The sequence below is a fragment of the Vibrio quintilis genome (genome assembly GCF_024529975.1).
Classification (GTDB): Bacteria; Pseudomonadota; Gammaproteobacteria; order Enterobacterales; family Vibrionaceae; genus Vibrio; species Vibrio quintilis.
Window position 1 is genome coordinate 315,022 of the sequence record NZ_AP024898.1, and the last position, 13,269, is coordinate 328,290.

Sequence of the window (13,269 nt, forward strand, 5' to 3'; positions counted from 1 at the left end):
AGTCAGACTTACCGGCAGGTGCGGGTAAGTCTGTGGTTGGTGCTCAGGCGTTCTGTACGGCTTGATTTGATATGCAGCGCTCTTTCATCCGCAGCGCTTTTTTCTCGATCAAATGCCAGGAAAGCATCGCAAGTAGCAGTGTAATCACGAAAGACAGACCAATCATCACCGGCACAGAGACACCAGGAATGGCGGTGACGATCAACTGCTGCACCGGGAAAGCGTAAATATAAATCCCGTAGGAGTAATCGCCGGACTGATTAAAACGGCGAATGTTGCCTTGTGGTACATATGCCAGCAGAAGCAGCAAAATGGGCAAAACCAGACAGTAGAGTACAAAGAAGACATCCGCCTGCCAGAAAGCGCAAACGACCAGCAGCATCAATCCTGAAATCAGCCTGATGGCTGACAGATAAATTTTATCCCGCCAGAGGTACAGTGCCGCGCCGGCAAAAAACATTGAAAACATCCGGATAAAATTCTCAACTACCGGTGGTGCGGAAGAGGATGCCGGTCCGGCTGGTGCCGTCGGGAGAAAGTGATCAATGATATGAATCAGCACGGCCAGCACGCCGATGACGGCAAAGACCCGCTTCACCGATGCAGAGGGCAGACATTTGCTGATAAAAGATGTGATGAGCATTAACAGTGCCAGAAGGACATACATCCAGACTTCATAAGGGAGTGTCCAGAGTGATGCGTTGACAACAAATGGAAACGGCAGCTCAGTAAATACGCCCGGAAGCAGGAATCCCGCACCGGAGAACAGTGTCAGATTCCTGAAGATGAATTCGTGTGTTTGTCCGTTTGAAAAGTAATCCGGTAACCTGAGGGGTGTGAGAATGGCTCCGGCGAGGATACAGAAACTGATGGCAACCAGCAAAGCCGGATAAATCCTTAAAAACCGGGCAGCTGAAAAGTGGCGTAAATTATTCCGCTGCTGATAACTGCCGGTGATTAAGAAACCACTGGTAATAAAAAAAATGTCTACCGCAATAGAGCCCAAGGTCATCTTCAGAGTGGTACTTAACGGCTCTGTATGGCCTGTCAGGGCAAAACTGTGGCTGAACAATACCAGAGAGGCTGCAATCAGGCGGATGAGATTGAAATTGTTATCCCGGTGGCGGGTATGGTCTGAAAGTAAATAAGTCATAGGCTTCCTGTTGATTCGCTGATAATTAGAGATAGTTTTTATTAGATCATGTGCATATTAAGTGCTTTTCACAGAAACGTAAACTGTCTGACAGGTCTGGAAAACCAGCCTGTAGATTGTGAGTGGCTCAAATTGGTTGAGCGGGAATTCTTCTTATATACTCAAAGAGGGTATACAGAATGCGGAGGTTATTATGACCATAGCAACCCGACTTGATCATTACCTGTCAAATAATCATATTGATTTTGAGACAGTGACACACAACCATAGCCATAGTTCCCTTCACAGTGCGATGGCTGCCAATATTTTGCCGGTGAGTCTTGCGAAAGGAGTTATTCTGGAAGACCACGAAGGAAGGCACCTGATGGCAGTACTTCCCGCCAATGCAAATATTAATATGCCGACACTCAACCGGGCATTGCTCGCCAGTTTTCATCTGGTCAGAGAACATGACATATATAAAATGTTTGAAGACTGTGAAAATGGTGCGGTGCCGCCTGTTGGCCATATCTATCATCTGCCTGTTGTTTATGATAAATCGCTGGCAGAACTGGAGTTTGTTTATCTTGAAGCTGGTGACCATGAAACATTAATTAAGCTGGACAGAGAAGCGTTCATCAAACTGATGGGGCATCACAGCCGGTGTTTGGGATTCAGCAGGCAGGTTTTTCATTAGCGGAATACGGGGAAGTGGATACTTCCCTGTTCCCCGGTCTCTTCAGGTTTTTGGGGTATAGAATACCCCATGAATCTATGACTGGACGCAGTCCGGTAATCGTAGTAAATATGCAGTCTTTCAACGCCAGATAATTAAGGATAGTTCTATGTTTACCGGTATTATTCAGTCGGTTGCTTCTTTAGCCGAAGTCAGTGATTTACGCGGCATCAGAACCTTTGTGATTGAGTTTGAACCTGGTTTTTGTGAAGGGCTGGAGATTGGTGCCAGTGTTGCTGTTGATGGTGTTTGTCTGACAGTTACGGAAATCCTTTCCCCGACACGGGTCAAATTTGATGTGATGTTGCAGAGCCTGCGGATTACAACCCTGAGTGATTATCCGCAGGGCGCACAGGTGAATGTTGAACGTGCCGCAAAAGATGGCGCAGAGATTGGCGGCCATCCGTTATCGGGCCATGTTGATTTTAAGACCCCGCTGCTTGATGTGATGCAGCAGGAGGATAATTACTGCATCCGCTTTGGCATCTCTGACGAATGGAAGCGGTATGTGTTTCCTAAAGGCTATATTGCACTGAATGGTGCCAGCCTGACCGTTTCTGCGGTAGATAAGCAGGCGGGCTGGTTTGAGGTCTGGCTGATACCGGAAACCCGCCGGATGACAACGTTTGAAGCTAAACAGGCTGGTGATTTGATCAATGTGGAAATTGAGCGGGGAACGCAGGTTGTGGTCGATACGGTACGCGACACGCTGCATGAAAGCCTGGGTGATTTACTGCCGGCGATAGAGCAGTTACTGGCAGAAAAAGGCGTTGACCTGGGGGATTTGGGGCAGAATATCCGCCTGAATGAAAAAGATCCAAAATCTTCTTCCTGAAATCTGTGCCGGTTTCCCGATTCTATGATATGCCGCGCAATATCCGGATCGGATATCCGGATATATTGTACGCTTTGACAACCTGAAGATTACCACTCAGGTTGTTTTCTGTTCGATAAATCATGCAGAGCGGGTCATTCAGGCAGTGACTGCGCTTTGCGGGTATGACCGGAGTAAACTGATGATTGATTTTGAACTGACAGAGTCATCGCTGCTGATGAATGACAACCTGGCGCTGGTGCCAGTCCGTCAGAGCGATGCACCATCGATTCAGACATTAGCCAATGATCCTTTGATTGCATCCACCAGCCTGAGTATTCAATACCCGTTACCTGATGACTGGGCCGAAGGCTGGATTCAGCGTCTTGATCAGGATCGTCAGTCAGGGCGGGGAATTACCTTTACCATCCGGCGACGCCACGACAACCAGATCATGGGCGTTGTGTCGTTACTGGATATTAATTACCGGTTTGAAAATGCAGAGCTGGCTTACTGGCTTGGCTCGCCTTTCAGAGGGTGTGGCCATGCGACTGCCGCAGCAAGGCTGGTGGTGAGGTATGGTTTTAACCGGCTTTCCCTGCATCGTATTTATGCCTTTTATCTCAGCCACAACCTGAATTCAGAGAAGGTGCTACAACGGGTTGGTATGCGTTATGAAGGAGAATTGCGTCAGCATATTAAGAAAGAAGGCGTTTATATGAACTCAAAAGTTTATGGGATGCTTGCCGAAGAATTCGGTTAAATATTCATCGGTTTCACCGGGTTCGGACCGGTGAGTTACGGTATAAAAGATATCAGAGCAATGGAGTCGTTTGCTCTTATGTCCAACTGACGTTTATCTCCCCCCTTTCAGGGTTCGTCGGGATGCCGTGATGATATTCTGAAATGCAGCACATGATACTGCTTTCTATATCATGATCATTGATCATGATGAACTCAGACGATGGATGTTTGAGAGGATAAAATGTCATCCGCTGTTCACATGGCGCCGGTGTCTGGATCCTGATGGGGGATTTTTTTTTGTTATCAGTCTTTCGGGGCGGGTTGTGTCATCGCTGCCACGCGTTTAAGCGAAGACAGAATCAGGTTTTGCTCCCATTGCTCAAGTGATTGAAAATTATTAATAAAATCCTGAGGGATCAATTGCGGGGCTTCAGTCAGTACGGCCCGGCCTCTGTCAGTCAGCATCGCGTGTACTTTTCTTTTATCTTTTTGATCCCGGACCCGGACGACAAATTCGCGGCTTTCCAGCCGGTCCAGAATGCTGGTTGCCGTCGCCTGACTCATGTTGGTTTGATGGGCCAGTTCACGAATGGTTTGATTTTCAGAATGACGAATCGAATGCATCAGAATTAACTGAGGACTGGTCAGGCCATACTCTTTAGTCAGTTGTCTGGAGTATAGATCAAAGATACGGATAATCTGCCTGAGTGCGACCAGAAGTTCTTCGTGTTTTTCCAATGTCATCATTCCTCTGGTGGCGCGGTTGTACGATAGTGAATCCGGAAGTTGTTATCTCAATTCAACGGCTCTTTGCTTCAACAACTCTCTGTTTCCACGACAATGTGTTTCAACAACAATGTATTTCAATAACAGTGACTTCCGGAACGAACAGGTTATTTTGCCGCATCCTTTGCCTGTTTGATCCAGGAATCAAACATCATCTGATGGGCTTTTATCCAGCTGTTTGCATGATTTTCGATGTCTGCCTGGCTGTTTTTTCCCTGACTCATCATCATGTTTTCACTGCTGACATCATTAATATCGACCTTCATGACGGCAAATAACTTAGCTGCAGCCGGGTTCTCTTCGGCAAATTTCCTGTTTGCGACGATCTTCATTGCGTTCATCTGGAAACCATAGTTTTTGCCATTTGCCAGTGTTGTATCGACGTTTTTACGGGCTCCGGGAAGGGCAGAGAAGGGGACTTCCAGCCAGATCACATCTTTGCCCGGAACCAGAACGCCACTGACCCAGTATGGTGTCCAGGTGTAATACAGGATTGGTTTGCCATTTTTATAGCGGGTGATCGTATCAGCGATGATCGCGGCATAATTGCCCTGATTGTGGGTCACTGTTTGGCGTAATCCAAATGCGTCCAGCTGATGTTCAATCACCCCTTCGCAACCCCAGCCCGGATTACAGCCACTCAAATCGGCTTTCCCGTCACCATTGGCATCAAACAGTTGTGCGATAGCCGGATCTTTCAGCTGCCCGATATTGGTAATCTTGTATTGCTGCGCTGTTTTTTTATCAATCAGATATCCCTGAGCCGCATTCGATATATATTGACCGGCGACATAAAACTTGTCGTTACCGCCAGCCTGCCGGTACTTCCCTTCGTGGAGGGGAAACCATCCGACAGCGAGATAAGTGGCATCGCCATTTGCGATTGATGTATAACCAACATTGTAATCAACTTCTTTGGTGGGCAGGACTTTGTATCCGAGTGCTTCCATTGCTTTATTGACAATCAGCGTCTGGAACGTTTCTTCAGCGACTGTTGACTGAACCGGCTGGACGGTAATGCCTTCACCGGGTAATTTTTCTGCCTGTACCAGAGAACTCCATGACAGAGATACCAGCGTTCCGGTAATGAGAACAGTCTTCCATGTATGTTGCATCATTTTCTCCTGAGATGAGTGGTTGGTAAAACTTACATCGGGTAAAAAACAGCGGTTGGCAGCGCGAATGGCTCCCGGATACGGAGAGTGACTTCCTGACACTCTCCTGGTGGACAATGGATTTATTTCGCCGCAGCTTTGGCCTGCTCAATCCAGTGATTGAAGCGTTTCTGGTTGGCTTTGATCCAGCCATTAGCATGGGCTTCAATATCTGCCGGTGTGTTTTTACCCCGTCTTAGCATCATGTTTTCAGCACTGATATCGTTGACGCTGAGCTTCATGATGGAAAACAGTTTGGCCGCCGCCGGATTTTTTTCCGCAAACGTTTTGTTCGCAATGATATTCATTGAGTTCATCGGGAAGCCGTAATTTTTACCATTCGGCAGGCTGGTATCCAGTTGCTTATGCTTTTCCGGTAGGGATGAGAAAGGGACCTGCAGCCAGACCACATCTTTGCCGGGAACCAGAACGCCACTGACCCAGTAAGGCGTCCATGTGTAATATAAAACGGGCTTGCCTGTGCGGTAACGGGAGATAGTATCGGCAATTAATGCCGCATAATTGCCCTGATTTTGTGTGACAGTTTTGCTGAGTTTGTAAGCTTTGATGTGATTGGTGATGACATCTTCGCAGCTCCAGCCAGGATTACATCCGGTTAAATCAGCTTTGCCATCTCCGTCGGTATCAAACAGTTTGGCGAGTTCCGGGTTACTGAGCTGTGCAACGTTGGTGATGTGGTATTTGTCGGCAGTTTTTTTGTCGATCAGATAGCCTTGAGCGGCCCCGGTCACATACTGGCCTTTCATGTAGAGTTTGTCATAGCCACCGGCATTCCAGAATTTACTTTCCTGCTGTGGCCACCAGCCGACGGTCAGATAAGTTGCATCATTGCGGGCAATCGATGTGTAGGCGACATTGTAGTCAACTTCTTTGGTTGGTAAAACCTGATAACCCAGCGCTTCCATTGCTTTGTTGACAATCAGGGTTTGAAAGGTTTCTTCAGCAATTGTTGACTGGACCGGCTGAACGGTAATGCCTTCTCCCGGTAACTTGTCCGCCAGTACGGGAGCACTGGCCACTGATAAAAAGATAGCTCCGGCCGGGAAAACTTTATTCCAGTGAATTTGCATGTGTCATGTCCTTGCACTAAATGAGTAAAAATGTGTTCTGGCCGGACCAATACAGACAAACGTGATGAGTTAATGTTTATCTGCATGGCACCGTCCACGGTTATTTCGCTGCGGCTTTAGCTTGTTCGATCCATGAATTGAACAGTTTCTGATGGGCTTTGATCCAGCCATTGGCATGGGCTTCAATATCTGCCGGGGTATTTTTCCCTTTGCTCATCATCATATTTTCTGCACTGACATCATTGATGTTGACTTTCATCACGGAGAACAGTTTAGCTGCTGCCGGATTTTCCTTTGCAAATGCTTTATTTGCAACGATTTTCATACTATTCATCGGGAAGCCGTAGTTCTTACCGTTTGGCAACTGTGTATCCTGATTGCTGTTTGGCAGGGAAGAGAATGGGACTTCCAGCCAGACCACATCTTTGCCCGGAACCAACACGCCGCTAATCCAGTAAGGTGTCCAGGTGTAATACAGAATGGAATCCCCTTTTCTGTAACGGGCAATGGTATCTGCCATAATTGCAGAATAATTGCCCTGATTGTGTGTGACTGTGTTGCGCAGACCAAAAGCATCCAGCTGATGTTCAATTACACCTTCACATCCCCAGCCAGGGTTACATCCGCTGAGATCGGCTTTGCCGTCATCATTGGCATCAAACAACCTGGCAATTTTGGGATCTTTGAGCTGGGCAATATTGGTAATGCCGTAGCGCTGTGCTGTTTTTTTATCAATCAGGTAACCCTGAGCTGCACCGGCGATATAAGTACCGTTAACAAAGAATTTGTCATCGCCGCCAGCTTGTTTGTATTTATTGTCATGTAGCGGGAACCAGCCTACTGCAAGGAAAGTCGCATCGCCCTTTGCAATGGATGTGTAAGCAACGTTGTAATCGACTTCTTTAGTCGGCTGGACATCATATCCCAGCGCCTGCAATGCTTTATTCACAAGGAGAGTCTGAAATGTTTCTTCAGCAATTGTTGACTGAACGGCCTGAACAGAAATACCAGTGCCGGGTAAGTTTTCTGCCCACACCTGTGATGTCCACGATGTCGTCAGAACTAATCCTGCCGTTGTAAGCAAGGTCTTCCATGTATTGTTCATGTTGTTCTCCGGTTGTAATTAGTTTTGTTGATGAGATGAAGCAGAAGGCGTTGCTTTCGGTTTTAGCCGATAGATAAACGCAGCAGGCCCTTTATGATACCAGCGGGTCTTGTTGTCCCGGGATTCGGCACCAACGGTTTGGGTGATCCGGTCGAGCAGAATTGCCAGAATAACGATACCTAATCCGCCAACCGCAGCCATGCCCATATCCAGACGACCAATTCCACGCAGTACCATTTGCCCTAATCCGCCGACCGCAATCATTGAAGCGATCACCACCATTGACAGGGAAAGCATCAGTGTCTGGTTCACACCAGCCATAATGGAAGGCATTGCCAGTGGCAGCTGGATGCGGTACAGCATCTGTTTCGGGCTGGCACCAAATGCATGACCGGCTTCTATCAGCTCTTCCGGAACCTGTTGGATACCTAAGATCGTCAGGCGGACAATCGGCGGAAGCGCAAAGATAATTGTCACAACCACACCGGGTACATTACCGATACCAAATAACATCACAATTGGCACCAGATAGACGAATGCGGGCGTGGTTTGCATCGCATCCAGTATCGGCCGGATGATTTTGGCGGCTGTCTCACTGCGGGCCAGCCAGATCCCGAGCGGCATGCCTATCAGCAGGCAGAAAAAGACTGATGTCATCACCAGCGCCAGAGTGATCATCGCATCATCCCAGGCACCAATTAATCCAACAATAATCAGTGAAATCAGCGTGCTAACGCCCATTCTGAAACCAGAAAATTGCCAGGCCAGCAGGAACAGGATAATCAGCATGACAGGTGCCGGTGTTGAGACCAGAACGGTCTGAAATGAAGAAAGTATCAGATCAACCGGAACCCGGATGGCCTGAAACAGTGGCCGTCCGTGGGTAACCAGCCAGTTCAGACCGGTTTCAATCCAGTGGTCAAATGGCAGGACGGCATCTTTAAATGGATGCATCCAGTTAAAAGGGTCGGGGGCCGCTGCAGTATTCAGCCAGTCGCCGCCAGCAGTTGCCTGTGTTGTCGCTGACCATGGATCCGCAGCAGCACCTTGTGAAGCCGCTGATGCCCAGGGATCGGCATTTTGTGTCGTGGTTTCCATCGTCATAGTTTTATTCTCTGTCTAAAGCCTGAAGTAAGCGTGATTTGGTGATGACGCCATAGTAATGATTTTGTTCATCTACGACGGGCACGGCATAAGGTGCATCGGCAACCTGTCCGATTAAATCACTGATCGAGGTATCCGGGTGAATGGTGGTCGCTCCTGAAAGCAATGCGTTGTTCAGAGAGGTTTTATCTTTGTCTGCTGTTCTGAGTGAGTCGATCGACACCAGGCCGTTATAGCAACCCTGACGGTCAACGACGATACCGTACTCATTATCTGAATCGGTCAGAATCTGTATTGCGGCCCCCGGGCCATCATTGTCATGTTTTTTAAACACGGTTGAGGTTCTTTTGCGGGCAATATCTTTGGCGGTAAAGATATTGGCAACATTGACACCCCGGAAGAACGAGCGAACATAGTCATTTGCAGGGTGATGCAGAATTTCATCCGGTGTACCGACCTGGACGACCACACCATCCTGCATGATGGCGATGCGATCACCGATACGCATGGCTTCATCCAGATCATGGGAAATAAACACGATTGTCCGTTTGTCATCATTCTGCAGACGAATCAGTTCATCCTGCATTTCGGTACGGATTAACGGATCCAGTGCAGAAAATGCTTCATCCATTAAAAGAATGTCAGGATCATTGGTCAGGGCTCTCGCCAGTCCGACCCGCTGTTTCATACCGCCGGATAATTCATCCGGATAGGATTCACAATAAGCTTCAAGGCCAACACGTTCGAGTGCTGCTTTTGCTGTTTTTGTCCGGGCCGACACATCAATCCCGGCAAGCTCCAGACCAAAGGCAGTATTTTCAAGTACGGTCATATGCGGCATGAGGGCAAAATTCTGAAATACCATTGAAATATTTTTTCTGCGGACTTCGCGCAGTTCTTTGTCCGAAATGCGTGCGATATCCTTTCCACGCAGGAAAACACTGCCACGGGTGGGCTCAATTAAGCGGTTCAGTAATCGGACAAGGGTCGACTTTCCGGAGCCGGAAAGTCCCATAATGACAAAAATTTCCCCTTCATTAATGCTGAGAGATACGTCTTTTACGCCAACCGTCAGCCCGGTTTTTTCAAAGATTTGATCTTTATTCAAACCTTTTTCAAGTAATGGGAAAGCTTCGTCAGGTGTCTCGCCAAACACCTTATAAAGCTGTTTTACCTCTAAAATAGTTTCCACGGAATCTATCCTTAAGTGTGGTAATTAAGATTAAAATAAAAAGTAATATGTAATGTACTCTAAACATTATTGTGAGGGAATTCAAGTTTAAGCCTGAACCTTATTGAGTGGTTAATCCATTAAGACATTGATTATAAACTATTTTTTATTTTTCTCTGTTCAATTGTTATGGATGTAAATGTTTTGTGTACAAATGAGATGGTAAAAAATACTTCGTTGTCTCTGCAAAGAATTCATAAGAGAATGGATCTGGTTTAATTGACAGTAATTGTGATGAAGGGAAGAGCATCGTGGCGAAAGTGATATTGTGGTGTGGGCTGGTCATAGCTTTGTTTTCAGGGATAGCTCATGCAGAGCAGGAAAAGAAGTATTCGGAGACGGATTTACTGGATAAACCTCTGGTCGAACGGTACATCCTCGATGAACTGAAGTCATTGCGGCAGGATCAGCAGGATCTGGAACGCCGGCTGACGATTCAGATCACCGACAGGGAGTTAGATGTCGCGGATAAATCGATGAATTATGCCAATGTTACCGTGACTTACTTTTTCTACATTATTGCGGCGGCAGCCTCATTGATTGCGTTATTTGGCTGGCACTCCTTAAAAGAAGTGAAACATACGACCAATGAGTTAGCCAATAAACGCTTAAATAAAATAGCTCAGGATTATGAGAAAAAATTTCTCGCGCTTGAGCGTGATTTGAAACGCAAAACCCGGATTATTTCCGAGAATAACCGGGAGATCGAAATCATCAATGAGATCCATAACTTATGGCTAAGAGCGCAAAGCATGCAGACGCCGGAACAACGGGTGGAAGTGTATGATGAGATTCTTAAAATTCGTCCGGGGGATTTGGAGGCATTGACCTATAAAGCCGATGCCGTGATGGAAATGAAGGAATATCACTGGGCCATGAGTCTGTGTAACCGGGTGCTGGATTTAGATGAAGCCAACGGTCCTGCTTTGTATCAGAGAGCATGTGCTCTGGCACGGCTGGGAGCCGAAGAGCAGGCGATTGAAGATTTAACCCATTCTGTGCAGCTGAGCCCGTCGCTCAGGGAGCATATTGCCGAAGAGCCAGACTTTGAAATGCTGCACGGAAATGAGCGGTTCGACAATATGCTGCAACAGGAAACACCGGATTAAGCTGATGTTTTCTTTCTGAAATCTGACTGATGCCTGACATCCGGGAAACAGGCATTTGTCATGTTTCTGACCGTTGATTCAATCACGGAGAAAAATATCATGACATTCACCGAGGAAGACCGGCAGGCATTGTACGCTGTCTGGATGACCCGGAAAGTCCGCCTTCATTTAACGCAAATGGAAATGGCGAAGCGGCTTGGTTTAACCCAGACTGAGTTTTCTGCAGTGCTTCGTGGCCCGGCACTGCTGGAGATGACGTTTGTTGAATCTTTTTGTGCCAGCCTGAACGAAGATCCTTATACGTTTTTACCGACTCTGATCCGGATGCGTGATGAAGAGAAGCAAACCATCAGTCTGGTCAGCAGGGTGACGGTTGACGGCAATATTGATTCTGTTCAGGTCGAAGGGAATCAGGTTGTGATTCAGTATACTTATACGCAATCCGTCTGACTGATGGCGAGGCGATTTTGGGATCGGGACACGGGAATCAGTGAGCAATAAGAAAGCCTCTGAAGTGTCAGGTTTCAGAGGCTTTTCTGTCAGCCGGTGTTTCAGCCAATCACTACCTGAGCAAGGAGGTATCCGGCACAGGTTGCGGTGATGACCCCGATCAATCCGACCGCCATAAAGGAGTGGTTAAAGTACCATTTCCCGATTTTCGTGGTGCCGGTGATATCAAAGTTCACTGTGGCGATATCCGAAGGATAATTCGGAATGAAGAAGTAACCGTAAACTGCCGGCATCAGGCCGATAAGCAGTGCCGGTTCCAGCCCCAGTGCCAGACCGACCGGCAGCATCATCCGGGCCGTAGCTGCCTGAGAATTGACCACCACAGAGACGATGAACAGAGCCAGTGCGAAGGTCCATGGATACAGTTCAACCATTTCAACAATCCCGGACTTAAACTGAGGCATGGCATACTTAAAGTAGGTGTCTGACATCCAGGCAATCCCAAAGATGGCAATTGCTGCGACCATCCCGGATTTAAACACCACACCGTCCGGGACATTACGCGGGTTGGTTTTGGTGGCCAGCAGAATGATCCCGCCAAAGCAGAGCATCATCATCTGAATCACAACCGACATTTTAATCGGCTTTCCGTCGTCCGTCAGTGTTCTGACTTCCGGCACCATAGCGATGAAGACGATACATAAAATAGCTGCAATAAACAGTAATACAGAATGGCGTGCTTTTGCCGGCAGGACTTCATCTAACGTGGTTGCTGTTGTATTACGGATTTCTTCGCTCAGGACCGGATCTTTCAGGCGCTGCTGATACTCAGGATCATCTTCGAGCTCTTTACCCCGTTTCAGACTGTAAAGCGCCATCAGTAATGTTCCGCATAAGGTTGCCGGGACAGTCACCATCAGAATGGACAGCAGTGTGATGTTGCTCTGGAGGTTGGCCAGCTGAGCCAGATAATAAACAACCGCCGCAGAGATAGGAGAAGCCGTAATCGCGATTTGCGAGGCAACCGATGCTGCCGCCATCGGGCGCTCCGGCCGGATACCATTTTTCAGTGCGACATCACCGATGATGGGCATGATGGAGTAAACCGCATGACCGGTTCCCAGCAGAAATGTAATTGAATAAGTGACAAAAGGAGCGATCAGTGTGACCCGTTTCGGGTTTTTTCTCAGTAACCTTTCTGCGACCTGAAGCATGTATTTCAATCCGCCGGCGGCTTCAAGAATCGATGCACAGGTAACCACAGCAAGAATAATTAACATCACTGTAATCGGTGGGGATGTGGGTGGCATTTTGAAGATAAAGACTTCAATCACCAGCCCGATTCCGGAGACGACACCTAATCCGATACCACCGTAACGGGACCCGATGTATAACATGAGCAGCAGGAACAAAAATTCCAAATACAGCATAGGACGGACTCCTTTTACATTTGACTTGCGTATATATTCGTCAAATCAATGATAAATTTATCGATGTGAAGTCACATTAAAAGGTTATTTTGCAATAATTATCAGACAATCAGAGATAACTCACGCTACGCCCTGAGAAGGTAATATGAATGAGAAGTTCGTGTATAGAAACAGGTGCTTTTATATTAATGGAATGTAAATTTTATTGATAAAATTGATTTTTAATAAACCTTCAAATGACCTGAAGTATACACTTCCTGAATGAATGGGTTGCGGGTGCATATCTTTGGTGCGGAAAACCGGTCCGGTATGAAGAGAAAAGGCTACCGGATAATACCGGCGCAGACCTGGCAACAGAGGCAGCACGGGTTGATTCAGGTTGA

Annotated in this window: 13 protein-coding genes; 5 read left to right on the forward strand and 8 right to left on the reverse strand. The window is 47.3% G+C overall.

Going from position 1 to position 13,269, the window contains the following annotated elements:
* Window positions 1-43: 43 nt before the first annotated feature.
* Window positions 44-1,153 (reverse strand): acyltransferase family protein, encoded by a 1,110-nt coding sequence (locus tag OC443_RS19990; protein WP_073583437.1) that lies wholly within the window; start codon window positions 1,151-1,153, stop codon window positions 44-46.
* Window positions 1,154-1,346: 193 nt separating this feature from the next.
* Between OC443_RS19990 and OC443_RS19995 the strand changes: the two genes are divergently transcribed.
* From OC443_RS19995 to OC443_RS20005, 3 genes are all read left to right on the forward strand, one after another.
* Window positions 1,347-1,829: an aminoacyl-tRNA deacylase gene (locus tag OC443_RS19995; RefSeq protein ID WP_073583435.1), complete on the forward strand. Its 483-nt coding sequence runs from the start codon at window positions 1,347-1,349 to the stop codon at window positions 1,827-1,829.
* 148 nt (window positions 1,830-1,977) lie between these two features.
* Window positions 1,978-2,703 (forward strand): riboflavin synthase subunit alpha, encoded by a 726-nt coding sequence (locus tag OC443_RS20000; RefSeq protein ID WP_073583434.1) that lies wholly within the window; start codon window positions 1,978-1,980, stop codon window positions 2,701-2,703.
* Between the two features lie 181 nt (window positions 2,704-2,884).
* Window positions 2,885-3,445 (forward strand): GNAT family N-acetyltransferase, encoded by a 561-nt coding sequence (locus OC443_RS20005; RefSeq protein WP_083601634.1) that lies wholly within the window; start codon window positions 2,885-2,887, stop codon window positions 3,443-3,445.
* Between the two features lie 284 nt (window positions 3,446-3,729).
* Here the strand turns inward: OC443_RS20005 and OC443_RS20010 are convergent, their stop codons facing one another.
* From OC443_RS20010 to proV, 6 genes are all read right to left on the reverse strand, one after another.
* On the reverse strand, window positions 3,730-4,164 hold the full coding sequence (locus OC443_RS20010; RefSeq protein ID WP_083601644.1) for a MarR family winged helix-turn-helix transcriptional regulator: 435 nt from the start codon (window positions 4,162-4,164) through the stop codon (window positions 3,730-3,732).
* 155 nt (window positions 4,165-4,319) lie between these two features.
* Window positions 4,320-5,327 carry a glycine betaine/L-proline ABC transporter substrate-binding protein ProX gene (proX, locus tag OC443_RS20015; RefSeq protein ID WP_073583431.1) on the reverse strand — a complete coding sequence of 336 codons (1,008 nt, stop codon included), beginning with the start codon at window positions 5,325-5,327 and terminating at the stop codon, window positions 4,320-4,322.
* A 122-nt stretch (window positions 5,328-5,449) separates the two neighbouring features.
* Window positions 5,450-6,457: a glycine betaine/L-proline ABC transporter substrate-binding protein ProX gene (proX, locus tag OC443_RS20020; RefSeq protein ID WP_083601633.1), complete on the reverse strand. Its 1,008-nt coding sequence runs from the start codon at window positions 6,455-6,457 to the stop codon at window positions 5,450-5,452.
* A gap of 100 nt (window positions 6,458-6,557) precedes the next feature.
* The gene (gene proX, locus OC443_RS20025; RefSeq protein ID WP_073583429.1) at window positions 6,558-7,562 is read right to left on the reverse strand and encodes a glycine betaine/L-proline ABC transporter substrate-binding protein ProX; all 1,005 of its coding nucleotides are present in this window, start codon (window positions 7,560-7,562) and stop codon (window positions 6,558-6,560) included.
* A gap of 18 nt (window positions 7,563-7,580) precedes the next feature.
* Window positions 7,581-8,660, reverse strand: coding sequence for a glycine betaine/L-proline ABC transporter permease ProW (gene proW / locus OC443_RS20030; RefSeq protein WP_143169342.1), 1,080 nt, complete (start codon window positions 8,658-8,660; stop codon window positions 7,581-7,583).
* 10 nt (window positions 8,661-8,670) lie between these two features.
* On the reverse strand, window positions 8,671-9,858 hold the full coding sequence (gene proV / locus OC443_RS20035) for a glycine betaine/L-proline ABC transporter ATP-binding protein ProV (RefSeq protein WP_073583427.1): 1,188 nt from the start codon (window positions 9,856-9,858) through the stop codon (window positions 8,671-8,673).
* 305 nt (window positions 9,859-10,163) lie between these two features.
* Between proV and OC443_RS20040 the strand changes: the two genes are divergently transcribed.
* On the forward strand, window positions 10,164-11,006 hold the full coding sequence (locus tag OC443_RS20040) for a TPR end-of-group domain-containing protein (protein ID WP_370738762.1): 843 nt from the start codon (window positions 10,164-10,166) through the stop codon (window positions 11,004-11,006).
* 99 nt (window positions 11,007-11,105) lie between these two features.
* Window positions 11,106-11,456 carry a transcriptional regulator gene (locus OC443_RS20045; RefSeq protein WP_073583731.1) on the forward strand — a complete coding sequence of 117 codons (351 nt, stop codon included), beginning with the start codon at window positions 11,106-11,108 and terminating at the stop codon, window positions 11,454-11,456.
* Between the two features lie 101 nt (window positions 11,457-11,557).
* Here the strand turns inward: OC443_RS20045 and OC443_RS20050 are convergent, their stop codons facing one another.
* Complete coding sequence (locus tag OC443_RS20050) at window positions 11,558-12,886, reverse strand: anaerobic C4-dicarboxylate transporter (RefSeq protein ID WP_073583426.1); 1,329 nt, start codon at window positions 12,884-12,886, stop codon at window positions 11,558-11,560.
* Between the last annotated feature and the right edge of the window lie 383 nt (window positions 12,887-13,269).